This is a genomic window from Pseudomonas sp. RG1 (assembly GCF_025910115.1).
GTDB lineage: Bacteria > Pseudomonadota > Gammaproteobacteria > Pseudomonadales > Pseudomonadaceae > Aquipseudomonas > Aquipseudomonas atacamensis.
Genome location: NZ_JAPCIK010000019.1, coordinates 208,489 through 232,894, shown reverse-complemented (window position 1 = coordinate 232,894; position 24,406 = coordinate 208,489). Strand labels below are relative to the sequence as shown.

The window sequence follows — 24,406 nt, the reverse complement described above, 5'->3', positions numbered from 1 at the left end:
TTCTGACCATGTTCAATACTCCGCTTCCAACTGTTAATGAACTGCCCAGCACCCGCAGACTGCTGCGCTCGACCGTCATCGCGATACTGGTTGCTACCGGCCTTTTGGTGACCGTTGTCATGCCGTCTGAATACGCCATTGATCCGACAGGTGTAGGTAGAACACTGGGGCTGACCCAGATGGGCGAGCTGAAACTCATCCTTGCTCAAGAAGCGTTGGCGGAAGCCGCTACGCCTCAAGCAACCGCTCCAGCTCCAGCTCCGACTCCAACTTCTGCTCCAGCTCCAGCGCAGCAAGTTGCACAAGTCCAACCCATTGAGAAGCCTGTTACCAAGCCAGTAACCGCGCCCGCCACGGCGCTGAAAACCAATCAGATGAGCGTAACGCTCAAACCTGGCGAAGGTACGGAAATCAAACTGGAAATGCTGAAGGGCAAGACTGTCAGCTACGAATGGACGGCGGTCGGTGGCCTTGTGAACTACGACACGCACGGCGAGCCCTATAACGGTGAAAAGGGTTACTTCCACAGCTATAACAAGGGCAAGCAGGTCAAAAGCAATAAAGGCGAATTCACCGCGTTATTCGACGGCACCCATGGCTGGTTCTGGCGTAACCGCAGCAACAAGGACGTGACCATCTCGCTGAATACGACCGGCGATTACCTGAGCGTCAAACAGTAGTCCGGAACATATGGAAAACGAGGCCGCAAATGCGGCCTCGTTTTTTCTGCGCGAAGAAAAGTGCTGGATTCAAATCCCACAAATGTCCGTGCGCTGCCGCCAGGCGTCCTTCGCCGGCGGCATACCGAACAAGCGGGCGTAGTCCCGACTGAACTGCGAGGGACTTTCGTAACCGACTGCATATCCCGCCTCTGCGGCATCGACCGCTTCGGTGACCATCAGCCGACGTGCTTCCTGTAGCCGCAACTGGTTGCGAAATTCCAGCGGGCTCATCGAGGTGATCGCCTTGAAATGCGTATGAAACGAGGAACGACTCATGCCGGCGATTTCGACGAGTTCATCTATCCGACACGCTTCGTTGTAGTGGCTGCGCAGCCAGGCAATAGCCTTGGCGATCTGGTTCAAGCGGCTGTCTGCTTGTGCCATCTGCCTGATGATGCTGTTGCCATTCTCGGTGAGAAGGCGATAAAGCATTTCGCGAATCACCAGCGGAGCGAGCGCTTCGATATCCCGTGGCCTGTCGAGCAGCCCGGCCAGCCGAACCGCAGCATCCAGCAGTTCTGGAGTCGTATCGTTGAGCGTAATGCCTGCCGGCGGTGCACTGACGCTCTCTTCTCTTAGCGGATGGCGCAACGCAAGTTCACTCAACACAGTGGTATCGAGATCCAGCGCCAGGCACAGATAGGGAACAGCCTGACTCGCCTCGATGACCGAGCCCATCACCGGAAGGTCTACCGATGCAATCAGGTACTTGGCCGGATCGTAAACATAGACGGTAGTACCCAGCATCGCTTGTTTACGTCCCTGAGCGACAAGGCAGAGTGTTGGCTCGTACACCACCGGCATAGGCATCGTGGGCGAAGCCGAACGAATCAGGCTGACACCCGGAATCGCGGTGCTGTGAATGCCGTCATCCCGGACGTGACGACCAACGATATCGACAAGCTTTGAAAGGGAATTCAAACGCAACTCCATAACGAGGGCATGCGGCGGTTTAACAACTGGTATCGGATGATCAAGCAAGAAATCAGGACGATCCTGCAACAGCCCTCCTCCGCTCATAAGTCACACTTCAGATGAAGCCCAGAGGTACTGCCGGCCAAACCCGCGCCGATTCTTTGCCAAAGCCCCATATAGAGCAACGGCGTGAGGGAACGCAACTAGCGGCTTACAGATAACAACAACGGCCCATCCAACTCGGGACAGATTAAGGAGCACAGGAAATGACGTTTGTTCACCGCCTCTCTACAGCGCTAGCATTAGTCTTCACCACACTCATTGCAGGGCCGGCGCCCGCCGTGGCCAGCGAACCGACTACGGAACGCAACCGCCAATTCATTGCGCAAGCGTTCAACCAGTGGGCTCAGGGCGGCCGGACGTTCTTCACAGATGTCCTGGCTCCCGATGTGATCTGGACAATCAAGGGGACGAGCCCTTCGGCAGGTACTTATCGGGGCCGAGACGACTTCCTGAAACGCGCAGTCCAACCCTTCGCAAAACGGCTCGCCTCGCCCGTTCGCCCGACGGTGACGGATATCTGGGCTGAGGGCGATGACGTCGTCGTGCACTGGGACGGCACCGCCACCGCAGCCGACGGCGCGCCTTATCGCAACAGCTACGTATGGATCATGCGCATGCGAAATCTGCAGGCAGTTGAGGTCACTGCCTTTCTCGACCTGGTGCCTTATGACGACGTTATCAGACGAATTCCGGTTAAAGCGGGCGATGTTGAATAGATAAGCCCGCCAGGATCGACTGGAGGATCTGCTCGCGAGAGCTGCAAGATCTTCAGCAGGTGGGTATGCCGTCGAATGTCCGCTTTCGGCCAAAAGCGGACGATTAGATTGGAGGCCTGCGCCGGTTGGATACCACCTATCAGTTAGTCAGAAGCGGCTGTCGATTCCCTTTGGAAAGTAGATGGCTCACTCGGTACGGGCTGGATGCTAGATATCAATCCATCTTGTGGCTCGCTTGCTCCAAAATTCGGTATGGGATATTTACGGAGTTTTATCGCCATCTGTGCCTGAGCAAGAGATCGTAGGAGAATGAATGAAATGTACGTCAAGACCGCTAAAAAATATCCAGCAATAATCCGCTGTTCAGTCAACGATTTTTTGATTTCTTTGAAGTTGTCTGGGGACAATGTTTCGCAAATGACCTTTACATCTTCTTGGGTCAACCCTTCAAGAGGGGTTGTTGAACAGTTGCTTTGAGTTACAGAAAAATCAGAAACATGCGTTTCAAAGAAAAAATTTGTCGCCGTCAAACCGTCAGTCCAGAAAATCACTTTCGATTCTTTTATAGTCAGAAGTACGCTTTCACTTCCCAGCATGTAAGCGGTCCCGGTTGCTAGTACGCCAAATGGAATCAATAGAGCTATAACTACGCTCCTTATCATCCTGATTGGTGGCGCTCCAAAAACCCATGGCAAATCGCGAATCCAACCTCGTGCAAAAGACAAATCTTTGATATTAATATTATGATCTTTTGTCCACTTCGCTGTAGCCAGCAAAACCTCCATTGAAGGAAAGTTTATTCCTGTTCGAAATCTGAAACCCTCAACATCGCGGACATCATCCCAGTATGCCTTTAGTGTGGGATTTTGTATTCCCCCACCACCGACCATCCTCCAAACCCTGTCGTAGAGAAAATGCGCGGATCGAGCGCGCGCAATAGCCCATACAATCAACAAGCATATAATTGCAGTGGTGATCCAAGGATTTATATCTTTCAGGCTGCCTACAACATTATCGAGCAGTTGTACTTGAGTATCAGAATCCGCCATTTAAACCTCCATCACAATTGAACTCATCCGACCAGTCTAGCTTATTGGATTCCATAGCATGCGACTGTCCGTCATGAGCTGTTATTGGGAATATGTACGAGAGCCAAGAAAATCGACTAAGCCCTTAACCGTTCAGTGACCGCTTTTGGCCGATTTCTGGCCCCCACGGAGGGCAGAAATTGGCCAGAAGCGGACTATTACGCAGGTTAGCAGCGCTTCTATGAAACTTGAATGCATCTAAAGAGGTCGGGGCGATTCATTAACGCTTTGAATTAGGTGTTAGCCATCTTATGCAAAGTATATACTCCATTCGTCCCATGGTTTACCGTTCGATAGCATACCACTCTCGACGCGAGAACGAATCTCATCAGAATATATGGAAGCCGGCCACTTCCTCATTTGCCCCCTTCCAGACCCAGCTATGTTAGTTAATCGGTAATAGTCAGCCAGATCGCGAAATGCGGGATCTTCCCAGGCCAGCTTTTGGGACAGATATGAGATAATTACCCCTATAGGGGTGAATTGTTCGACCTGCTGTTCATGTGAATATGCATGGCCTACATATGCGCTTGTAGCAGAGCCATGTACGCCGTAACTCTGGATCATTGATGCCCAGTCAGGAATCTGGTGAGGGCCAATGAATGTCATTGCTGACGACGTCCACGTTGCGAGATCAGCGACGCATAATATGTCTAGTTTTTGCCTCGGATGGTGTACAGACACAGCATCCGAATCATATAGATTCTTCTGTATGTTCTCTAACGGGGTCGAATTTTCTTTTTTCCAAGAGTGGGAGTGCGCTAATAACCCATAAATTATAGGGGAATGTAGCTCTTTATATGGCGTACCGGTACGACTTCGATAGAAGCTTTTGATTTTAACGCATGTATTTATAGCGTCAGTAATGTGAGACGACTTGAGAGTTGTCTTGCACTCAAATGCTGCCGCTACTCCAGCGGCTAAATAAAGTTTTTTGTTAAGCATCTTTTTCGGATATGAGCTTTTTAATACAAGTACATCAATCTGAGGGCTTGTCTCACCCTCTTGGCTTATGATTCGGCCTTTTGTGACCACTTCGTAGCTCCGCGGAAGCCAGTCTCTAAGAAGCTCTGCCCAGTTTTCCTCACCCTGATCTCCCGCAGTACCTGGATCTTCGGTAGCTCGCTTCTGGATGCGATCATACTCTGCCGACATCTCAACGCTTATCTGGCGCATAAAATCATGAAGGTCGTGAGTTTTTTGAGCCATAAGTACCTTCTCGGTGAGTGGCAAGTAGGGATAATGTTAAGGAGACACCAATGAGCAAAAAATCGCCCATCACAAATTCTCAGATCCAAAACGCTGCAGGTGAAACCCGCGCACACTTCCCAGGTACAACTAGCAAACAATAAAGTCTGAAAGTATTAATTTCAGAGACTTCTTGTAGACGTCGGAGAAACATGAGATCTACAAATACGTTTTCGACTATCGGCCAAGCACCCCAAACAAATTCAATGTCAGCTCAACATTCCAACAGGATATCGCCATAACTACATAAATAACAAATACAACAACACAGGTAATCCAAAAATTCAATTTTACCGAAAACAAAGAATTATCAACGATTTTCTGAAGCTCTTCCGCCGACATATGCGATCTAACGATATCCTTCCAATCTGTAAATAATTTTGTAGAGATTAGACTGACAGAAATCGCCCCCCAGAATCTCAAAATAACAGCCACAGCTAAATAAATTGAAAACGACTTGAACAGAACTACTGCTTCCGGGCTCTTCAGCGCGTCTTCAGCAATAAATCTACGCGACACGACTCCAGCAGTGAGCACAAATGCTAGAGCCAACACATCCGTAAGCAAGCTCCCAGTAAATTGATGACTTGCAGCAACATATTTATCCACCACGCCAGACAAGTCCTTTTGTATATCAGACAGTTCTTTCGTGTAATCTTTTTTCCTATCCAAAACTACATATTTATACCTAGACCTTGCCTCTGCAAACGCAGCAAATACAAGGCGAACCGCGCCAGTTAACGCCTGATCATCCTTTAAATCAAGAGTCAGCCTATCAACAACAAGTAAGGTTCTAGTTTCTTCATCGCTCTCTGCATAGCACCACTCAACACATGCAATAACCGCATCAGTATCCCGCTTCGAAAACTCCTGCAATACGTTATCACAGACACTAAGCTCGAGCTTTCTACGCCCCTTCAAGACAACCTTATCCCAATCATAAAACTCTTGAACCAATGAGATCATGGCATAAACAACACAAGCCTTGTTGAAGTAGGCTGCAATAGCATTATCAATACGCCCCCAATTAAATAAAAAACGCTCAGGGGACACCATAACGGCGTTTCCGGTAACAAAATGAACTGACTTAAGAAGCCTCTCCAGATTTGGAAGCTTCGTTGACATCATCCACTCGACGGGCAAAGCTTGGTCATATTTATTTGTCGGAACTATTGCAATTCTAGGTCCGCCAAATGCATCTTCGAAACCACATAAAAATATTTTAAGTGGCCTTTCAGACTTAAGACTCTGGTGTAGATCACCGCCTAGCAAACCAGAAACTTTCGGAAGCCAAGTTTCTAAGAAATAGACTTTATCAAAAAACAACAAACCATCTATATCAACGTTAATCGCTAAGGAATCTCGAAGCAAAGCAGCCTTATCAGTTATAGATACAACCCAATCCAGCATACGCGGATCAGAAAAATCCACCTCATCCCAAGCCTCATCTTGCCCATCGACCTGTAAGCGTATGCTCGGTATAGCATGCTCACAAATCAACTTAGACAACTCGCTTAAAACCTCGCGAGAAGTCACACTAAGAAGACCAGAGTAGTTAGCTCCGAACGAATTCTCACTATAAGAGATATCAGCTTCGCGCTGTAATCGGACTATGAGTCCAGATACCACCCCCAGATCAACAGCCATAACTACTCCCGTTCTTCCACGGTAGTAGCTCTAATGGTAATAATGTATGAACCATCAGCCTGCTTTGTCTTATCCAGAATGTTTGGATTTCGTTCTCCTTGCCAAATCACTTTCACGCCTGCATCAGTAATCCACTCACCTTTCCTATCCTTATTAGGAATAGAACCCGGCTTGGGTGAGAACGACACTCCACCAAGCCCAAGCTCATCCATATGCGAATCAAAGCTGCTTTTCATACGAGTAACTTGTGCTGGATCAGTATGAATGCAGACACGATCTTTAATCTCACTATAGGCAAGCTCACCGTCTGCGAAGGCGTCAAGCAAACCGATTACTGAATGCCTTACGTCTGAAGGAGTTCTACCGCCCAAGTCCCCGTCATATGCTCTTGCCCATCGATGGCATGCCACTACCATTTGTTTAGTCAAGGTTGAATCGTTCACTCTTAGACGGACACCAAGGAAACGCTTGAAATAATCAGTAATGGCGTCCTCCGTATCCAGTACCGCACCTGTTTTTTTCCGCTCTACTGCCAGTACGTCCCAAGCAAAATCATCTCCAAGCTGAATCAGAGCCTTCTTTTGAACAGCAGCAGCCTGCTCAGAAAGAGCCTCTATAATTTCTTCCAACCTAACTCTCGTATTCTGCACCGCATCTCTTTGTTGACGCAGCACGGTGCTATAATCCAGTTTAATTAAAGCAACCAGAGACTGCCTTGAGGTTCCAGAAATAATTGTCACTCTTGCTACGATAAGGACTCCATCAGCTGTTTGCCCCGCTGAATGCTGTCCCAAAAACAACCTAGCTATTTCCTTAGACTGCTCGACAAACTGAATATCAGGCTCTTCAACAATTGCATTACATGCCGTCACCAAGTGGGAGTTTTCCTTATCGACGAAGGTGTATTGAGTACCCTGTCCTGTTTCCGATATTATTTTTTTGAAGAATGCTCTCTGGGTATCACTTGAAAGAAGAACTTCATCCAGACATTCAGGCTCGTCCTCGCCAGACTTCAGGATATGGTAAATAAAGTTCTCAACAACGAGTTCATTTCGCTGGACTTCAGTCAATACACTGACACGATTTCTCACTATTAAAGTTCCTTTTTAAGAGCAACCATCAAGAAATTGATGACACATTGCCTTCACCATAAACAATGAACCATAACGTGTCCACGCCGTGAGCGATTTTTCAAGCATCCATGCGCCCGAACAAAACTGTACAAAAACACAGTACTTAAGACGAGATTTTGCCCATAATTAGCCAGCCTAGCTACGTCGAAGCGACGACTGGTGTGTAAGGGCTCCTAGAGAGGGACCATGGAGAATGGGACAAGGAAGCTCCTCAGCCTCATCAACAAACTCCGGAAAGTGGCCCGTAGCTGGCCTGTTCCGAATGTCTGCTTCTGGCAGATTGCTGCCAGTCGCCACGGGCGCTCTGCTGCCAGGCCATGTATTCGCCTCACGAAACAGCGTTAGACGCCTAAACTCTCCGCAATCCGCCCTTCCCCCCGCAAAAAATCCACAAACGCCCTCAGCGGCGAAGGCATGTGGCGGCGGCCGTGGTAGTAAAGAAACGGGCCGTCGAAGGTCTGCCACCAGTCCTCGAGAATCGGCACCAGTCGACCATCGGAGAGCGGCTCGCGCAGGAAGTCCTCGAAGGTATAGATGATGCCCAGCCCGTTGATGGCCGAGCGAATTTTCAGATCGTGCGACGACGTCAGCAGTTGCCCCTGAGGCGGGATACGCACGATACGGCCGTCTCGATGGAACTCGAATACGCCGACTTTGCCACTCTCGAAGCGATGGCCAAGCAGGTCATGGCCCGGCAGTTCTTCGGGGTGAGTGGGCGTACCGCGTTCAGCCAGATAGCGCGGGGCGGCGGCTGCAACGAAGCGTTGGCGACGCGGGCCGATGGGCACGGCGATCATGTCTTTGGCCAGGCTCTCTTCATAGCGCACGCCGGCGTCATACCCGCCAGCGTTGACATCGACGAAGGTGTTGTCCATGACGACTTCGACACTGACCCCTGGATAAAGGCGCAGAAAACGCGCCAGCAGGTCGGGCAACAGAAAGCGTGCCACCGGCACTGGCACATTGAGCTTGAGCGTGCCGACCGGGCGCTGAGCGTCGTCGTCCAGATCGTTGAAAGCGGCGTCGATTTCTTGCAAGGCCGGGCGCAGGCGCTCGAGCAATCGCTCGCCGGCTGCCGTCGGCGTGACGCTGCGCGTGGTTCGATTGAGCAGGCGCACGCCCAGGTCGCTTTCCAGCCGACGCATGCAGTCGCTCAACGACGAGGCGGACAGCCCGCGCTTTTGCGCGGCAGCACGAAATCCCCCCGCCTCGACCACCGCAGCAAATATCGACACATCGGTAAGGTTTGGTTTACGCATGGACGCTCCCTCCGCAAGCGACTGACTGTACGCCATACCGTACGGGCCATCCACCAATGCCCGACTTATCCTCGCGCACTCGTACACCGATACTGCTCACTCGCCCCGCCAAGCGGGAACCTGTCACGCGAATGAGAATCCCCCGATGAGCCATTCACCCGCTACGCCGAGCAATACCGCGACCCAACGCCTCCTCAAGGCCACCCGAATGCTGTTCGCCATTTCCGCGATGGCCGGCACACTGGCTGCGCAGGCTGCGCCCCAAACGGAGCCGAAGCCGGACTGGTCAACCCACGATATGCCCAGCCAGAAAGGCCGCATTGTGCTGGTGACCGGAGGGACCAGCGGCATGGGCTATGAAGACGCGCTGGCCCTGACGCGCGCCGGTGCCGAGGTGATCATCGCCGCACGCAACGCCGAGCGCGGCCGCGAAGCAATCACGAAAATCAAGCAAGCCGTGCCCGAGGCGCGCGTGCAATTCGAAACGCTGGACCTTGCCAATCTGCAATCGGTGCGCGACCTCGCCAACCGTCTGCAAGGGCGCCTGCCGAGGCTCGACGTGCTGATCAACAATGCTGCGATCATGTCGCCGCCTGTTCGAGGCGTTTCCGCCGATGGCTACGAGATGCAACTGGCGACCAATTACCTGGGGCATTTCGCCTTGACCGGCCTGCTGATGCCCCTGCTACGCAAAAGCGACGATGCTCGGGTGGTCAGCCTGTCGAGCATCGCCGCCGGGCGCGCAAACCTGAACTTCGATGACCTGCAGGCTGAGCGCAGTTACGACCCTTTCGCCAGCTACAGCCAATCGAAACTGGCGGTTCTGAAGTGGAGTATCGAGCTGCAGCAGCGCAGCGATGCCGCCGGTTGGGGGATACGCAGCATCGCCGCGCACCCCGGCGTTGCCGTGACGGAGCTGATCGCCCGGGGGCCTGGCCTGGACAGTGAATTCGGCAAACAATGGGCTGTAGAGCGGGACCTGTATCATTCCGCAGCGCAGGGCGCGCTGCCGACGCTGTATGCAGCGACGGCGCTGGAGGCGGTTGGCGGCGCCTACTACGGCCCTACCGGTGATAACGAAAAGCTCGGGCCGCTGGGCTTCGCCAAGATGCCGCCGGCCGCTGCCGATCGCTCGAATTCGGCCACACTGTGGCAACTCTCCGAGCGACTGACCGGCGTCACCTACCGCTGACCGCCCGGCACGGGCAGGCCCCGTGCCATTGCCCCGCCACTCCCACAGGAGCGCAACATGGATACGTCTCTTCTCGCCCACCGCGCCGGCGCCATCATCAATGCCGAGGCTCACGAGCTGCGCCCTGCGCTCAACGGTTTTCTGCTATTCGTTTGCCTGTTCGCCGGCTATTTCATGCTCCGTCCGATCCGCGAATCGATGGGCATCACTGCCGGCGTCGAGAACTTGCAGTGGCTGTTCACCGCGACCTTCCTGGTCATGCTGGCGGCCGTTCCGCTGTTCGCCTGGCTCAGCGCACGCGTGCCGCGCCTGCATTTCGTGGACTGGGTGTACGGATTCTTCTGCACCAACCTGCTGTTGTTCGCCGCCTTGTTCCTCGGCGAAGAAAGCCCGTGGCTGGCGCGCGTGTTTTACGTGTGGATATCGGTCTACAACCTGTTTGTCGTATCGGTCGCCTGGAGCCTGATGGCCGATGTATTCGACAGTGCCCAGGCCAAACGTCTGTTCGCGTTCATCGCGGCGGGCGCCAGCGTCGGCGGCCTGAGTGGCCCTGCGCTGAGCGCCTTGCTGATCGGTCCGCTGGGTGAGTCCGGCCTGATGCTGCTGGCCGCTGTTCTGCTGGCCGCTGCGATGTGGTTCAAGCGCCAGTTGATGCGCTGGCGTGAACAGGGTGGCGCAGGACGCCCCGATGCCGCGCCGAGCGAAAGCCCCCGCAGGCCGTTGCCGGGCAATCCGTTCAGCGGTATGACGGCCGTTTTGAAATCACCCTATCTGCTCGGCATCTGCGGCTTTGTGGTGCTGCTGGCGACAGTCTCCACCTTCCTTTATTTCGAGCAGGCACGCGTCGTCGCCGAACACTTCCCGGACCGCGAGGCGCAGGTGCGCGTGTTCGGCATCATCGACTTTGTCGTGCAGGCGGGCGCCCTGCTCTGTCAGCTGTTCATCACTGGACGCCTCGCCCAAAGGCTCGGCGTCGGCGTGCTGTTGGCCATGGTGCCGCTGGTCATGAGCGCGGGGTTTATCGGGCTGATCTTCGCCCCCGGCTTTGGCCTGATCGCCGCGCTGATGATCGTGCGCCGCATCGGTGAGTACGCCTTCGTGCGCCCAGGCCGGGAGATGCTGTTTGCCCCGCTCGATGCCGAAAGCAAGTACAAGGCAAAGAACTTCATCGACACCGTGGTCTACCGCGCCGGCGATGCCATCAGTGCCTGGGCGAAAAGCGCGCTGGACGCCCTCGGCCAAGGTGCAGGCATGGCGGCGCTGGTCGGCGCATTGTGTGCACTGCTGTGGGGTCTGCTGGGATGGCGACTCGGCGAACGGGCGGACCGCCGAGCCAGTGTGGCGGGAGCGCGGCAAAACCCCGCCTAGCGTTCAAGGGTCATTGACTGAGACAGGCATTGCCGTAGAATCGCCCGCCCAAAAAATCAGCTTGCAGAGCGAGAAGGAGCTTCGATGCAACGGGTGATGATTGTTGGTCAGCCTGGGTCTGGCAAAAGTACGTTGGCGCGCAAGCTGGGTGAGCGCACGGGGTTGCCGGTCGTGCATATCGACACGATCCATTGGCAGCCAGGCTGGATCGAGCGAAGCCCGGATGAAAAGACCCGACTTTGCCTGGAGGTCGAGGCGTGCGAGCGCTGGATATTCGAAGGTGGCCATTCGACAACTTGGGAAAATCGCATCGCCCGTGCAGATTTGCTGATCTGGATCGATCGTTCGCCACCGCTTCGATTCTTGCGCGTCTTGCGTAGAACGCTGCTCAACCACGGTCAGTCTCGGCCCGACTTGCCGGAAAACTGCCCCGAACAGCTGGCGAACCTGCCGGAGTTTCTGAAGTTCATGTGGCGGACGAGAAAAACCTCGCGAGCCAAAATGCGCCAATTCGTGTCAACGGCGCCATCGGCTTGCCGGGTGGTTCATCTGCGGTCGAATCGAGAGACGAGGATATTTCTTGAAAGCATTCGCCCTGCACAGGGCCAGACTTTGCAGACTGACTGACGGCTGACCGCCCCACCAGGGAACTGCCGGTGCCAGGCATCGTCCGAGCTTAAGCGTTTAAGCAAATAGCTCGTCGCGAGGTTTCCGTTTGAAAGCTGCCATCGTCAAAAAATACCGTCTGATCATCAAGACCCTGGGTTACGTGGGCTGGTCTTTGTTCTGGTTGCTGCTCTGGGACATCGCCGTCACCGTCGACTTCATGCTGTTTCTCAACGCCAAGCTGAACCTGCCGTTGATGCCGCTGACCTTGCTCGGTTCGGCGTTGATCGTGTTGATCAGTTTTCGCAACAGCAGCGCTTACAACCGCTGGTGGGAAGCGCGGACGCTGTGGGGGTCGATGATCAACAATTCCCGCAGCTTCGCCCGGCAGGTGCTGACGCTGCTGGACGACGCCGGTGGCGAGGTTAACCCGGTCAAATCCACGCTGTTGCGCCGCCACGTCGCCTACGTGAATTGCCTCGCCGCGCACCTGCAAGGTCAGCCGTGTCCCGACGAGGTGCGGGCGTTTATTCCCGCCGAAGAATTCGCCCGCAGTGGCACAACCAATAACTTTGCCAACGATATCCTCACCGGCTCGGCGACTTTGCTCGCTCGCGAATACAAGGCCGGGCATCTGGACAGTATTCGTCTGGCGCGGCTTGAGTCGACGCTGGTGGACTTGTCCAACAGCCAAGGCGGCATGGAGCGGATCGCCAATACCCCGCTGCCCTACCCTTACGTGTATTTTCCACGGCTGTTCATTTCGCTGTTCTGCCTGATCGTACCGATAGGACTGGTCGAATCCCTCGGCTGGTTCACGCCGCTGGCGTCGACTGTGGTCGGGTTCATGCTGCTGGCCATCGAGCGCATCGGCACCGATCTGCAAAGCCCGTTTCGCCACAGCGAACACCAGATTCAAATGGAAGCGCTGTGCGAAACCATCGAAAAGAACTTGCAATCGATGCAGCGTGATTCGTTGGGGGATGTGCGCAGGGTTGAGGAGCCCGCTTGAGGCGCTGCTTTAGCAGCAGCGCTTTTCATCAGATGCGCAGTAACTATTGACGAGTGTCCGCCGCCTCGGCCGGGTAAAACTCGCCCTGCTTGCCCATTTCTTCGAGTCGTTCGCGCGCTACCGCCTCAACACGTGCCACCGCGTCTCGATCGTCAGGGTCAACCAACTGCAAGCACAGGCGTCGGACATTCTGATCATGGGTTCCCTCGCTGAGCATTTCGTGGGTGAAGACTTGTTCAGCACGCCATAGGCATAACTGGGTATGAGTCCCGCCGAGCCATATCTCGTTGATTGATCCAAGATCAGTGGTTGCCAGTAGATCCACGGTGATTGTCTTATCCATTGCGCCGTACCTTGAAAATGCTTGTACAGGTACGACTGGCAGGCATAGCGAGTCGTTCAAGTCGTCGACAGTCCACCCACGCCCCACTCTCACTTGTTCGGAAGATTCTTATGAAATCGCCAAAAATCGAAGATTACATCGCTCAATGGCCATTACTGGGCGTGGACTCCGCTGCCCCTTGGGCGGTGGTTCAGGATTGCGAGAGCCGGATTCTGGAATTACTTGAAACGCTCGGCCCGGGATACCGGCGCCACAGCAATTGTGCGATTCATGAAACCGCCATCGTTGAGCAAGGCGCCGTTCTCAAAGGCGCAATCATCATCGGCGCGGGCTGTTTCGTAGCAGCGGGCGCTTACCTCCGTGGAGGCGTTTACCTGGGCAGAAACTGCATCGTTGGCCCCTGCTGTGAGCTGAAAAGTACCTTCATGCTCGATGGCAGCAAGCTTGCCCACTTCAACTTCGTCGGCGACTCATTGATTGGCGAAGCGGTAAATATTGAAGCCGGCGCGATCATCGCCAACTACCGTAACGAACTGGACGGGGCTGATATCAGGATCCGCCATGAAGATCAGGTGATCGAAACAGGCGTCAGCAAGTTTGGAGCGCTGGTGGGTGATGGCTGCAAGATTGGCGCAAACGCTGTGATTGCTCCTGGCGCTTTGTTGCGGCCCGATACGCGTGTTCCTCGCTTGGGATTGATTGATCAGTTTGCTTATGAGTGAAACCAATTTTGGCGAGAGTACGTCTTCGGCCAATGGCATCCATCTTCATAGGCGCGTTCGTTATGCCCGCTTTCATAACATCGATTTTTCCTGGCCCAGATCCCAAACACCTCTTGCACAAAGGATGACCGCTTTGGGCCGAAATCGGCCAATAGCAAAAATCCGACCTTCGCCACCCCACCGACTGACACCTTGTTCAATCAGAATGCTTGGGCAAAGTCTGCTTGTGCACGCGATTTCTTGGTTCACCTCCAGCCATTTCGTATGATGAGCAATCTAAGTTTGGGATGCTTGGCGTGAAACCGTCATCAAAAAAAGCTTCAACCACTCCGCCCGTACCAACCGGCGTCACCCAGAATTTAAGCGATGCTGTAAGTCAGCTTTCTTGGGACGACTTGCGAATCATCAAAACGCTAAGCGAATGCGGTAATAGAGCCACGACAGCGAAACGGTTGGGGATCAATGTATCCACCGTATCGCGTCGCGTGGCTCAAGTGGAAAAGACACTTGGGGTCGCCCTATTTGACCACCGTCGCTCTGGGTACATGCTCACGCCAGAAGGCATCGAGTTAAGGGCGCTCGCCGAACGCGTCGAGCTTGATATCGTCAGCGTTACACGTCGGGTTTCTCGGGCAGGTCAAGGGCCACAGGGAAAGCTTCGGATCACTACCAGCGACTCCCTGCTTTTGTATTTCCTCACACCGATCATCGCCGACTTCAAGGCGCTTAATGAAGGAATTGCCATCGAGGTGCTGGTCGGCAACGAGACGTTAAGTCTCGCCCGCGATGAATCTGACGTAGCGGTAAGAGCGACCAAAAAACCTGCCGAAAGTCTCGTCGGGCGCAAGCTCGCTTCGATCGCATGGGCGCCTTATGGCAGCATAAAACACGCGACTACTACCCCCTTCGCAGAAGGCCAGCGATGGGTGTCGTATTCCGCAGGATTATGTGGACTGAAGGCCAAAAGCTACGTCGAAGACAGAATCGGCGCCGACTGTGTTTCTTATCGTACGGACTCCGTCGCGGCCGCGAGCGTCGCCATTGCGGCAGGACTTGGTTACGGCTTTCTTCCGTGCATGCTGGGAGACATTACGCCTGGGTTAACACGCGTAGGGCCAGTTGTGCGCGAACTACAGGACGAGCTCTGGCTGCTTACGCATCAGGACATTCGAAAGTCATGGAGAGTCAAAGCATTCATGACTTTTTGTGCAGCAGCCGTAGCGCATCAAAAGCCTTTGATCGAAGGGCAATTGGATCTCCCGGTTGCGCAGGGCGAAACCGGGAGCGTCTCTTAGTCGGCGCGAGATCCGATGACAGCTTTGCAGACAATTTCAATCAGCTGTGAACGTTGAGCCAACCTGGATACACCGATGATATTGCTCGCGCACTGTGGCCGCTCAGTGCGATATGCGGCTTTGCGCACATCACCTACGACGGCGAATGCCGCGTCCATATCCAATACGTACAGCGTTTCTTCGACGACATCATCAAGGGTTGCTCCATAGAGCGCGAGCAGCTTGGCGATATTGTCGTAGGAGGCGCGCATTTGCTCTCCTATCGACGAGAAATCGCTAGGTTTACCCTCGCTATTCAGGGGCGCGGGAGCAACGAGATTACCCTCCTCATCGTGGTTGAACTGACCCGAGATATAGATCTCGTTTCCGACTTTTCTGGCCTGGGGATAGCCGTAGCCCTCCTCCCATGAGACTCCCCAGTAAGCGGTGTTTTTGCCGTGCGGTTGTGAGGCAGCCATTGCTTTCTCCTTGCAGATGACGAATCGAATGATGTCGATTCGAGTTGTCGGGAGGCAAAGGCTAGCATCGGGAACGCGACTGGGAATGTGCATTTTTGCGCCTCCAGTAGCGCAAAATTGCGCCCCCATCCCGTCGCGCCTTCCGTTAGATTTTTCCCATCGACTGACCGCTGGATTGAGCTGATCAACCGGCTAATGGGAAAAAGGAATCAGGATGAACAAGGAAACATGCGCGTCCTCACAAAAGGATCCGGCTAAACAAACCGGACAATTGAAACCCTGGCAGATCCAGCGCGCCAAGCAGCTGATGCTCGATAACCTGGACGCACATATCTCCGTGGCAGCTATCGCACAGGCGTGTGCGCTGTCGCGCAGCCATTTCACTCGTCAGTTCAAAAAAAGCACTCTCGTCTCACCCAAAGAATGGATGCGAGAGCAAAGGATTCTACGGGGCAAGCAGCTGCTTCAGACGTCAAGATTGTTGGTTGCAGAGATCGCACTAGAATGTGGTTTCTTTGATCAGTCTCACTTCAGTCGAACATTTGTGCAAACCGAAGGTGTGACTCCCAGGGCTTGGAAACAGAACAGTCAATCGCCTGCGCTGTGATTTGATGAGCTGCATAACGGGGCTAATTCGTACTTGCAGATTTAACCCCAGAATGCTGCGAATGGAGATAACAGAATCAGTCCGCCGACGACAACTGCCCAACCCCATGCTAAACCACTCTCTACCTTGAAACGGCCGTCATTCATTAAGTCCAACACGAACACGCCAATCCGATGACCTATCAAATCGATAATCAAGTCCATGGTCCTTTCTCATAACAATCTTTGCATGAGAAGTCAGAACCCGCTTTTAACTCATAGCTGCTGGTCAGGTCAGCAATTGCAACTCTGCGCAGACATTGCACAGGATGTGCGTTGGATTATATCCAGACGTCGTTCAAAGCCGTTCTTTCGCCATCTTCATGCCCCGTGTTCAAGATGCCTCGCGGCTCGATCATCATCAGCTTGGCTTCACCTTGGGCAGCCGTGCGATGTTCCACGCCGCGGGGTACCACATAGAGTTCACCTGGATTCACATAGACGCAGCCTTCCAGCAGATCAATGCGCAAGGTGCCTTCCAAAACAAGAAATGCTTCATCGGTCTCAGGATGCGAGTGCCAGATGAATTCGCCTTCGATTCGCACAACCTTGAACTGGTAGTCATTCATCTCTGCCACAACCCTGGGACTCCATTGTTGTTCGATCAGCGAAGCCTTATGTGCCAGGTTTACAGGAACTGATGAATATTGATGACGGAGCTCTGCCATGACGAATCCTCTGTGGTTGAAGTCGCCAGCCTATAGAGCAAGGAATAGGGTCTCTTGTACGATCCTGCAACTCAGCGTGCGGCGCGCAATCGTTCCAGCCAGCGCATGGGCGAGATGCCGTAACAGCGGGTGAAATGTCGCGTCATATGACTTTGATCGTGAAACCCCGCGACGAGCGCTGCATCGACCAGGGTGAAACCTTCAACCACCAATGAGCGGAACCGGTCCAGGCGGCGCAGGGTGACAAATCGGTAAGGACTCGTACCGTAAAGCGTTCTGAAGTCGCGTGACAGGCTCCAGCGTTCGCGCCCGCTGGCACATTCGAGCATCTCCAGCGTGATGCATGAATCCAAGTGTTCCAGGATGAACGCTCTGGCACGCTCGGCTGCGCGGTAATCCAGGCGCTTGCGCCCGCGCGGCTTGCCCGCGACGGCACGCAACGCCATTGCCAAGTCATACAGCGCGTCCTGTTGCTCCAATGCTTCCAGCGGATGATCCACCGCTTGCACAAATGTTTCACTGGCATGGAACAGCCGTGGGTCGTTTGAAAGCCCCCCCGTGATAAAAGGCAAGGGCTCGCCACCCAGGATGTTTTGAATCATTGCCGGATCAATGTAAGCCATCCGATAACGAAAGCCTGCATCAGTCCCGGCCATGCCATCGTGAAGTTCGTCTGGATGAAGCACGAGCGTATTGCCGGGGATACCGTGGCGCAACGAGCCTACATAGTGAAAGCTCTGGACGCCCGCCAACGTGCGGCCGATGGAGTAGGTGTCATGTCGATGAGGATCGTAGCCGTGGCTGCCGAACCACGCTTCAATACGCTCGATTCCTCCTGGTTGAACACTGCGGATGACCCAGTCAGTGCTGTCTGGTTGGCCTTTTTTCCTATCCATGAATGCGTACGTTCCCGAGTCTGTTCGGTCGTGGTGATCCGTCTGCCGAGAATATACAAGTGCAAGTATTGGCTGTTGCTTTTGCCTGAAAGCAGTCCATGGTTCCAGTCCTGTCACTGAACCGTCACGCCTGTTCCCTAGGCTCTACCAGTCTCTGCCATCGCCCCAAGAGCCCGCATTCCAAAATGCCGCCCATCACCGCCACCTCCCCACCCCGCCAAAAGATCATCCTGCGCTCCGACAACCTCACCTCTTCCGACTTCGGCGCCCTGTTCTCCAGGCTCTTCGGCAACCGCTACGCCGATACTCCGCCGCCACCTTCCAACATCATCATCGGCGGGGTCTACGGGCGGCACGACGGGGTGAGTTTTCGGCGTATGCATTACCACGGCGATTTCAGCGTCGCCCTCCCCGATCCGCAGAACGAAATCACCTTCGTCATCCCCACCGCCGGCAAGATCGTTTTCAATCACGTCACTGAATCCATTGGCATGGCGCACATCGGTCTGGCAATCGACAAGGCGGATATCCGTTCGATGCGCTTTGTTGATGATCACGCGCACCACGGGATTTCAATCAACCGTCAACAACTCACCGAGCGGTTGTCGGCGCTGCTGGAGAAACCGGTCGTGCAGAAGATCGTGTTCGAGCCAAGCGTGGATCTGAATACCCCGGCATTTCAGGGCCTCAAGGCGTTGATCGATCTGGCCACGGGCACTGAGTTCGATGCCTTGATCAACAGCGGCACGCTGATGCCGTCACGGTTGCGCGAGATGTTGATCGATGCGGTGCTGGAGGCGTGGCCGCACAACTTCACCCAGGCATTACGGGGGCCTGCGCCGTGTGTGGCGCCGCGACATGTGAAGGTGGCGATGGAGTTTATTCAGGCGCATCCGCAACAGTTGGTCAGTGGCGTGGATCTGGCGCGGTTGAGCCATGTCAGCCAGCGCGCGTTGCAGGAAGGTTTTCGGCGTTTTGTCGGGATGTCGATCGTCGCTTATCAGCGGCAGGTGCGTTTGCAGCGCGCCTATGAGGCGTTGGTGCGCGGGCATGCAAGCTCTGTGACGGAGGTGGCGTTGCGTTTTGGCTTCAGTAATGTCGGGCGCTTTTGTCAGTATTTTCAGAGTGCTTACGGCGTAAGCCCAGCGGAGTTGAAGGCCAGGCGTTGACCATTCGGTCCGGCGAAACCTGCATTTGATTGAACAGCAGGAATCTCAGGGCGACTAACCCAGACAGGTCGTTTGACGGCACCACCGATTCAAGCGGCGTTTACCTGGCTGCGACCCGACGGTGCGTTTCTGCGCGCGTCGGTGCAGGCTTCGCAAGGGGGTTTCCATGACCGAGGATTTCATCGGCTTTTTCACGGCTCACACGATTTTAGGAATTTCACTGGCGAACTGGGTGCTGGCATTTCTCGCCGCGACGCTCAGTTATCTGCTGACCACCACGGCGATCCGTTTCGTCTTCCGCAAGGTGCAGGCGCGGGCCAGCGCCGGCAATGGGCATCTGACTTACATGGCCAGCGAAGTGCTGGCGGCGACCAGCACCACGTTGCTGCTGTTGGCGTCGATTCTGGTCGGCATCGGCTTGCTGGATTTGCCCGAGCGCTGGCTCGGGCGGGTCAGCAGTTTATGGTTCGTGGTGGCGGCGTTGCAGGTCGGCCTGTGGACCAACCGCGCGCTGGCGCTGGGGTTGCATCGGTATTTCTCGCGGCATAACGCGACCGGCACTTTTCAGGCGAGCGCATTGGCGACCCTGAGCCTGTGGGGCGTCAAGGTATTGCTGTGGGCGGTGATTCTGCTGGCGATGCTGTCGAACCTGGGCGTCAACATCACTGCATTCGTGGCCAGCCTCGGTGTCGGCGGTATCGCGGTGGCGCTGGCGGTGCAGAACATTCTCGGCGACGTGTTCGCCTCGCTGTCGATTGCCGTCGACAAGCCGTTTGAGGTGGGCGATTTCATCGTCGTCGGCACGCTGGCCGGTACGGTCGAGCACGTCGGCCTGAAGACCACGCGCATCCGCAGTCTCGGCGGTGAGCAGATTGTCATGGCCAACGCCGACATGATCGGCAGCACCATTCAGAACTACAAACGCTTGCAGGAACGTCGAGTGGTGTTCGAGTTTCGTCTGACATACGAGTGCACCAGCGAACAGATCCGCCAGATCACTCAACGCGTTGAAAGCATCATCAAGAACGAAAAACAGGCGCGCTTCGACCGTTGCCATTTCCGCAGTTTTGGTGAGAGTGCGCTGGAATTCGAAACGGTGTACATCGTTCTGGACGCCAGCTACAACGTCTACATGGACGTGCAGCAACGCATCAATCTGGCAATCATGGAAGCGGTGGCCGAGCTGGACGCTACGTTCGCCTTCCCGGCGCGCACCGTGCATGTCGCCTCCCTGCCCGACCCCACCGCGCAGCCGGCACGCACACAGCAACCTTCGCGTGCGCAACATGCTTGAGCGCATGAGCCCGGCAATTTGCCGGGCTCGCTGAGTTCAAAACGCGTAACTGGCCTTGAGTCCGCCATTGAAACCATGGCTGTCACCGCCACCGTTGGCGCCGACCTCAGCGCCTACACTCAGGGCGCCGAGGTTGGCCATCAGATTAACGCCGCCGCTGAACTGGTCGCGATTGTCGAACGCCGCGCGCTGCTCGATATCCAGCCCCAGCAGGTGGCCTTCGCTGTCGACTTGCTGATTGCCGAGCGCACGTTCATAGCCCACGCGAACACCCGGGACCAACTGCCACGCACCCATGGCCACTGGTGCGAATGACACGTCGAGATTGGCTACTGCGCTACGGCGGGTCTGCTTGATGCCATCGACGTCGAGCGCCAGCTCACTGCCCTTCTCTTTGAAACCTTGCAAGTCGAGATGACTGACGCGAAAGCCCAGGCTCGGTTCGACAATCACGCTGCTGAGCGGCAGGCGATAACCCAACGCCACGGTCGCGCCAGTGAGATTGCCGTGAGTGTCGCCCTTGGCAGTGCCGAGACCACCGCCGAGCTCGCGTTTGCTGTCGTAGTCGACGTAACCGGCGCTGGCGTTGGCATCGACAAACATGCCGCGCTCAAGGCTGGTGAGGCCGTAACGCGCACCGAGGTTGAGGAAGGTGAAGTCAGTATCGGCCTCGCCTCCCGCGCCGCCCACGCTGCCCTTGCTGTAGCCAAAGCCGCCGCGTGCGCTGAGTTGTTCGTTGAAGCGCTGGGTGATGCCGAGCATCAGGCCTTGGCTGTGTTCGTTGCTGCTCTCGGCGTGGGCCGAGCCGTCCGTGCCGACGTAGCTGGCGAGCGCGGTGCTCCAGAGGCGGTATTGGCCGACCTTCAAATCGCTGCCGCTGGCGAACGGTGCGGCGGCTTGTTCGATCATCGCGTTCTGCCGCAAGAGATAGCTGGCCGCATCAGCGTGGACCTGTCCACCGACTTGAGATTCGACACCGCCCAGGCTGCCGGCGTCGATCGCCGATTGCAGGTAGTAGTTGTAGGCGCTATAGGTGCCGGACAGCTCGGAGTTCTGCAACTGCCGCAACAATTCGGCACCAGCGGCGGCGTTGCCGACCAGCCCGGCCTGCCCCGGCAAGCTGTTGTACTCGACCAGTTTGCCGCGCAGTACGTAAATGGTTTCCTGGGACAGACCGAGGCCCTGCTTGAGGTAGTTGTCCATGCTGCCGTACTCGGCGGCGACTTGGTCGAGACCGGCCTGCAAGTAACTGGCCTGCACGCCGAGCAGCGGCTCGTAGACAGCGGCCATGCTCGGCGGCAAGGCTTTCAAGGTAGCGGCGACGCGGGCGGCGGTGTAGTCGTTGGTCGCCAGATAATTGGCCATGATCGTCGCCTCATCAACGCCGGCGATGCTCTGCAACACGGCGGCGGTCCAGCCGGTACGGTCCTTGCCGGCGGTGCAGTGGAACAGCTGCGCGGCGTCGACACTGGCCAGCTCATTGAACAACTGGCCGAACTGCCCACGCATGCCGGCATCGCTGACGAAAGCGCGGTTGGTGTCCTCCATCATCGCCACGGCCTCGGCGGCGCTGTGGAACGAGATATTGGTGATGTCCGCACCCGAGGTGGTGCTACCGATGATGTCGATATTGCGATAGGCCGCGCCCGTGATCATCGTGTCAGGCGTGGCGGCAATTTCGCTGGGCGTGCGCAAGTCGTAAATGGCTTTGATGCCGAGACCATTGAGCGTCGCCAGATCCGCCGCCGACGGCGTCAATGCGTTGGAGCGGTAGAACACGCCGCTGCGCATAACGCCGTCGTGGGCGGTGGAGTACGCGGTGGTGATGCCGGCGATGTCGCGAAAGTTGTCGATGCCGGACAAGCGCGGCGTGTCGAGGGTGACAGGCTCGGCCGCGTGGGCAGCGGCGATGGACAGGCTCAGAACGGACAGCGAACACAGAAGACGTTGGAACACAGTGCAGCCTCATGAAATCAGCGTTGGGCTGGTCACTATGGGCAGGCGAGTGGGAAGGAATATGACAGTTTCGGCAGGCGACAAAATGCCTGCGCGAATGGGCCGTGGGGTGCGTGATCGGTCCATCAATCCTGTTTGAATGTGTTGAAGATCCCTGTGGCAGCGAGCCTGCTCATGAAAGCGGCGTGTCAGCCGATTATATTCAAACTGAAAAAAAGCTTTCTCGAGCAGGCTCGCTCCCACAGGGTTTGGGGAAGTATCCGTTTTTTCAATTTGTCGCGCGCAATGCCAACGCCTTATAAGACTGCCATCACTTTCAAGAACAAGAGGCTGTACCCATGAGCAACGCCTGGAACGAAGGTTATTTCACCGACGAAGGCTACACCTACAGCTATAGCCGGGAGATCAATCCGGTGTTCCTGCGTTACTGCCTGTTGTTGCGCGGGTTCGCCACGCTGGAAAGCAACGACGGCGTGCACTGCGAACTGGGCTTCGGTCAGGGCGTGTCGATCAACATCCACGCCACCGCCAACCCGGGTTCGTTTGTCGGTACGGACTTTCACCCGGGTATGGCGGCCCATGCCATCGACCTCGCGACTGCCGCCAACAATGGCGCGCGTCTGTATGACGACAGCTTCGAACAACTGCTGGCGCGCAATGACCTGCCGCAGTTCGACAGCATCAGCCTGCATGGCATCTGGACCTGGGTCAGCCGCGACAACCAGAAGCTGATCGTCGAATTCGCCCGCCGTCACCTTAAACCGGGCGGCATGCTCTACGTCAGCTACAACTGCTTCCCCGGCTGGTCGCCGTCGGCGCCGCTGCGCAATCTGTTCAGCCTGCATGACCGTTTCGCCAACGCCTCGGCGCGCTCCGATGAGCGCATCGACGCCGCACTGGAGTTTTCCGAAGCGTTGCTCGCGGCCAATCCGAAGTATGCCGCTGCGGCACCAAGCCTGGGCGCGCGGCTGCAGAGCATCAAGGGCCAGGATCGTCACTACGTCGCCCACGAATATTTCAACCGCGACTGGAACTGCATGTACTTCGCCGACATGGTCGACGCGCTGGCCCCGGCCAAACTCGACTACGCCACCACGGCAGTGCCGCTGGACTCAATCGACCCGCTCAACCTGAGCGCCGAAGGCATGGACTTTCTCGAAACCATCGAACACCCGATCATGCGAGAGCAAGCGCGGGACTACTTCGTCAACCAGCACTTCCGCCGCGATCTGTACGTGCGTGGCGCGACGCGCCTGTCCGCTGCCGAACGCCGGGCGAGAATGCTGCACAGCCGCTTCGCGTTGCTGCAACCCTGGGAAACCGTGGCGGGCTCGGTCACCGGTCCTGCCGGCGAAGCGACCCTGCAAGCGGAAATCTACGGCCCGGTGCTCGATGCCTTGGCGGCGCAGAACTATGCGGCCAAATCCATGCGCCAATTGCTCTCCGAGACTGCAATGGCTTACGACGACCTCGAACAAGCCCTGGCCGTGCTGATCGGTATGGGCGCGGTCGCTCCGTGCCAAAGCGAGGCCGCCGAGGCGCAGGTCAGCGGTCGCTGCGCCGCGCTCAATCTGCAACTGTGCAAACGCTCGCTGTACGGCGCCAACATCCAGACCCTGGCCAGCCCGGTCACCGGTGGTGGCGTGACGGTCAGCCGCTTCCAGCAGCTGTTCCTGATCTCGATCAAACAGGGCAAACAGCAGCCGGCCGAATGGGCGCAACTGGCGTGGGGGGTGATCAGCGAACAAGGTGAAGTGCTGGTCGACAATGGCCAGCCGCTGCTCACCGCTGAAGCCAACATCGCCGCGCTGACCGCACAGGCGCAGGTGTTTGCCGAGCAGACGCTGGTGGTGCTGAGGGCGTTGAAGATCGCCTAACGCTTCAGTTCGGGTGTCTTTATCTTCACAGAACGACCCGGTCGGCTCCCTCTCCCTCCGGGAGAGGGCTGGGGTGAGGGGCTTTTGATTTCAGCTATCACAAGCAAACCCTGA

At 55.9% G+C, this 24,406-nt stretch carries 23 protein-coding genes; 12 read left to right on the top strand and 11 right to left on the bottom strand.

Annotation, left to right across the window (positions count from 1 at the left end; translation table 11 throughout):
• Positions 1-8 precede the first annotated feature (8 nt).
• Positions 9-680, top strand: coding sequence for a hypothetical protein (locus tag OK411_RS12560; RefSeq protein ID WP_038860152.1), 672 nt, complete (start codon positions 9-11; stop codon positions 678-680).
• A gap of 69 nt (positions 681-749) precedes the next feature.
• Here the strand turns inward: OK411_RS12560 and OK411_RS12555 are convergent, their stop codons facing one another.
• The gene (locus tag OK411_RS12555) at positions 750-1,724 is read right to left on the bottom strand and encodes an AraC family transcriptional regulator (protein ID WP_319636909.1); all 975 of its coding nucleotides are present in this window, start codon (positions 1,722-1,724) and stop codon (positions 750-752) included.
• 179 nt (positions 1,725-1,903) lie between these two features.
• On the opposite strand from OK411_RS12555, the gene OK411_RS12550 reads away from it, so the two are divergent.
• Complete coding sequence (locus OK411_RS12550; protein WP_264365006.1) at positions 1,904-2,416, top strand: nuclear transport factor 2 family protein; 513 nt, start codon at positions 1,904-1,906, stop codon at positions 2,414-2,416.
• Positions 2,417-2,559: 143 nt separating this feature from the next.
• On the opposite strand, the gene OK411_RS12545 is transcribed toward OK411_RS12550, so the two are convergent.
• The 5 genes from OK411_RS12545 to OK411_RS12525 form a co-directional block, all read right to left on the bottom strand.
• A complete protein-coding gene (locus tag OK411_RS12545; protein ID WP_264365005.1) occupies positions 2,560-3,465 on the bottom strand; it encodes a DUF6216 family protein in 906 nt (301 codons plus the stop codon).
• A 288-nt stretch (positions 3,466-3,753) separates the two neighbouring features.
• Positions 3,754-4,713, bottom strand: coding sequence for a DUF6602 domain-containing protein (locus OK411_RS12540; RefSeq protein WP_264365004.1), 960 nt, complete (start codon positions 4,711-4,713; stop codon positions 3,754-3,756).
• A gap of 216 nt (positions 4,714-4,929) precedes the next feature.
• Complete coding sequence (locus OK411_RS12535) at positions 4,930-6,399, bottom strand: hypothetical protein (protein ID WP_264365003.1); 1,470 nt, start codon at positions 6,397-6,399, stop codon at positions 4,930-4,932.
• Between the two features lie 2 nt (positions 6,400-6,401).
• A complete protein-coding gene (locus OK411_RS12530; RefSeq protein WP_264365002.1) occupies positions 6,402-7,490 on the bottom strand; it encodes a nucleoid-associated protein in 1,089 nt (362 codons plus the stop codon).
• Positions 7,491-7,873: 383 nt separating this feature from the next.
• Positions 7,874-8,791 (bottom strand): LysR family transcriptional regulator, encoded by a 918-nt coding sequence (locus OK411_RS12525; RefSeq protein WP_264365001.1) that lies wholly within the window; start codon positions 8,789-8,791, stop codon positions 7,874-7,876.
• Positions 8,792-8,936: 145 nt separating this feature from the next.
• Between OK411_RS12525 and OK411_RS12520 the strand changes: the two genes are divergently transcribed.
• The 4 genes from OK411_RS12520 (at position 8,937) to OK411_RS12505 (ending at position 12,969) form a co-directional block, all read left to right on the top strand.
• The gene (locus OK411_RS12520; RefSeq protein WP_264365000.1) at positions 8,937-9,983 is read left to right on the top strand and encodes an SDR family oxidoreductase; all 1,047 of its coding nucleotides are present in this window, start codon (positions 8,937-8,939) and stop codon (positions 9,981-9,983) included.
• A gap of 57 nt (positions 9,984-10,040) precedes the next feature.
• Complete coding sequence (locus OK411_RS12515; protein WP_264364999.1) at positions 10,041-11,351, top strand: NTP/NDP exchange transporter; 1,311 nt, start codon at positions 10,041-10,043, stop codon at positions 11,349-11,351.
• A gap of 84 nt (positions 11,352-11,435) precedes the next feature.
• Entirely contained in the window at positions 11,436-11,978 is a 543-nt protein-coding gene (locus tag OK411_RS12510; RefSeq protein WP_264364998.1) for an AAA family ATPase, read from the top strand.
• Between the two features lie 88 nt (positions 11,979-12,066).
• Positions 12,067-12,969 carry a bestrophin family protein gene (locus tag OK411_RS12505; RefSeq protein ID WP_024012629.1) on the top strand — a complete coding sequence of 301 codons (903 nt, stop codon included), beginning with the start codon at positions 12,067-12,069 and terminating at the stop codon, positions 12,967-12,969.
• Positions 12,970-13,012: 43 nt separating this feature from the next.
• Here OK411_RS12505 and OK411_RS12500 read toward each other — a convergent pair whose 3' ends face one another.
• Positions 13,013-13,312 carry a hypothetical protein gene (locus tag OK411_RS12500; protein ID WP_264364997.1) on the bottom strand — a complete coding sequence of 100 codons (300 nt, stop codon included), beginning with the start codon at positions 13,310-13,312 and terminating at the stop codon, positions 13,013-13,015.
• 110 nt (positions 13,313-13,422) lie between these two features.
• Here OK411_RS12500 and OK411_RS12495 point away from each other — a divergent pair, with 110 nt between their 5' ends.
• A complete protein-coding gene (locus OK411_RS12495; protein ID WP_264364996.1) occupies positions 13,423-14,034 on the top strand; it encodes a transferase in 612 nt (203 codons plus the stop codon).
• A 287-nt stretch (positions 14,035-14,321) separates the two neighbouring features.
• The gene (locus tag OK411_RS12490) at positions 14,322-15,329 is read left to right on the top strand and encodes a LysR family transcriptional regulator (protein ID WP_264364995.1); all 1,008 of its coding nucleotides are present in this window, start codon (positions 14,322-14,324) and stop codon (positions 15,327-15,329) included.
• Here the strand turns inward: OK411_RS12490 and OK411_RS12485 are convergent.
• Entirely contained in the window at positions 15,326-15,787 is a 462-nt protein-coding gene (locus OK411_RS12485; RefSeq protein ID WP_039759017.1) for a Rid family hydrolase, read from the bottom strand. The two genes, OK411_RS12490 and OK411_RS12485, sit on opposite strands and share 4 nt — an antisense overlap.
• 214 nt (positions 15,788-16,001) lie before the next feature.
• On the opposite strand from OK411_RS12485, the gene OK411_RS12480 reads away from it, so the two are divergent.
• Positions 16,002-16,394: a helix-turn-helix domain-containing protein gene (locus OK411_RS12480; RefSeq protein ID WP_039758866.1), complete on the top strand. Its 393-nt coding sequence runs from the start codon at positions 16,002-16,004 to the stop codon at positions 16,392-16,394.
• A gap of 319 nt (positions 16,395-16,713) precedes the next feature.
• Here the strand turns inward: OK411_RS12480 and OK411_RS12475 are convergent, their stop codons facing one another.
• The gene (locus OK411_RS12475; protein ID WP_125926132.1) at positions 16,714-17,100 is read right to left on the bottom strand and encodes a cupin domain-containing protein; all 387 of its coding nucleotides are present in this window, start codon (positions 17,098-17,100) and stop codon (positions 16,714-16,716) included.
• Between the two features lie 71 nt (positions 17,101-17,171).
• A complete protein-coding gene (locus tag OK411_RS12470) occupies positions 17,172-17,996 on the bottom strand; it encodes an AraC family transcriptional regulator (protein WP_125926131.1) in 825 nt (274 codons plus the stop codon).
• Positions 17,997-18,181: 185 nt separating this feature from the next.
• On the opposite strand from OK411_RS12470, the gene OK411_RS12465 reads away from it, so the two are divergent.
• Complete coding sequence (locus OK411_RS12465; protein ID WP_264364994.1) at positions 18,182-19,165, top strand: AraC family transcriptional regulator; 984 nt, start codon at positions 18,182-18,184, stop codon at positions 19,163-19,165.
• Between the two features lie 166 nt (positions 19,166-19,331).
• Entirely contained in the window at positions 19,332-20,459 is a 1,128-nt protein-coding gene (locus OK411_RS12460; RefSeq protein WP_130927596.1) for a mechanosensitive ion channel family protein, read from the top strand.
• Between the two features lie 36 nt (positions 20,460-20,495).
• Here the strand turns inward: OK411_RS12460 and OK411_RS12455 are convergent, their stop codons facing one another.
• Positions 20,496-22,415 (bottom strand): tyrosine-protein phosphatase, encoded by a 1,920-nt coding sequence (locus tag OK411_RS12455; protein ID WP_264364993.1) that lies wholly within the window; start codon positions 22,413-22,415, stop codon positions 20,496-20,498.
• A gap of 338 nt (positions 22,416-22,753) precedes the next feature.
• Here OK411_RS12455 and OK411_RS12450 point away from each other — a divergent pair, with 338 nt between their 5' ends.
• The gene (locus tag OK411_RS12450; RefSeq protein WP_125926127.1) at positions 22,754-24,292 is read left to right on the top strand and encodes a class I SAM-dependent methyltransferase; all 1,539 of its coding nucleotides are present in this window, start codon (positions 22,754-22,756) and stop codon (positions 24,290-24,292) included.
• Positions 24,293-24,406: the final 114 nt, after the last annotated feature.

Bases quoted from the DNA above. Each gene is read 5' to 3' on its own strand.
- OK411_RS12560 (WP_038860152.1), top strand. From the start codon at position 9: ATGTTCAATACTCCGCTTCCAACTGTTAATGAACTGCCCAGCACCCGC.
- OK411_RS12550 (WP_264365006.1), top strand. From the start codon at position 1,904: ATGACGTTTGTTCACCGCCTCTCTACAGCGCTAGCATTAGTCTTCACC.
- OK411_RS12545 (WP_264365005.1), bottom strand. From the start codon at position 3,465: ATGGCGGATTCTGATACTCAAGTACAACTGCTCGATAATGTTGTAGGC.
- OK411_RS12540 (WP_264365004.1), bottom strand. From the start codon at position 4,713: ATGGCTCAAAAAACTCACGACCTTCATGATTTTATGCGCCAGATAAGC.
- OK411_RS12535 (WP_264365003.1), bottom strand. From the start codon at position 6,399: ATGGCTGTTGATCTGGGGGTGGTATCTGGACTCATAGTCCGATTACAG.
- OK411_RS12525 (WP_264365001.1), bottom strand. From the start codon at position 8,791: ATGCGTAAACCAAACCTTACCGATGTGTCGATATTTGCTGCGGTGGTC.
- OK411_RS12520 (WP_264365000.1), top strand. From the start codon at position 8,937: ATGAGCCATTCACCCGCTACGCCGAGCAATACCGCGACCCAACGCCTC.
- OK411_RS12515 (WP_264364999.1), top strand. From the start codon at position 10,041: ATGGATACGTCTCTTCTCGCCCACCGCGCCGGCGCCATCATCAATGCC.
- OK411_RS12510 (WP_264364998.1), top strand. From the start codon at position 11,436: ATGCAACGGGTGATGATTGTTGGTCAGCCTGGGTCTGGCAAAAGTACG.
- OK411_RS12500 (WP_264364997.1), bottom strand. From the start codon at position 13,312: ATGGATAAGACAATCACCGTGGATCTACTGGCAACCACTGATCTTGGA.
- OK411_RS12495 (WP_264364996.1), top strand. From the start codon at position 13,423: ATGAAATCGCCAAAAATCGAAGATTACATCGCTCAATGGCCATTACTG.
- OK411_RS12490 (WP_264364995.1), top strand. From the start codon at position 14,322: ATGCTTGGCGTGAAACCGTCATCAAAAAAAGCTTCAACCACTCCGCCC.
- OK411_RS12485 (WP_039759017.1), bottom strand. From the start codon at position 15,787: ATGGCTGCCTCACAACCGCACGGCAAAAACACCGCTTACTGGGGAGTC.
- OK411_RS12480 (WP_039758866.1), top strand. From the start codon at position 16,002: ATGAACAAGGAAACATGCGCGTCCTCACAAAAGGATCCGGCTAAACAA.
- OK411_RS12475 (WP_125926132.1), bottom strand. From the start codon at position 17,100: ATGGCAGAGCTCCGTCATCAATATTCATCAGTTCCTGTAAACCTGGCA.
- OK411_RS12470 (WP_125926131.1), bottom strand. From the start codon at position 17,996: ATGGATAGGAAAAAAGGCCAACCAGACAGCACTGACTGGGTCATCCGC.
- OK411_RS12465 (WP_264364994.1), top strand. From the start codon at position 18,182: ATGCCGCCCATCACCGCCACCTCCCCACCCCGCCAAAAGATCATCCTG.
- OK411_RS12460 (WP_130927596.1), top strand. From the start codon at position 19,332: ATGACCGAGGATTTCATCGGCTTTTTCACGGCTCACACGATTTTAGGA.
- OK411_RS12450 (WP_125926127.1), top strand. From the start codon at position 22,754: ATGAGCAACGCCTGGAACGAAGGTTATTTCACCGACGAAGGCTACACC.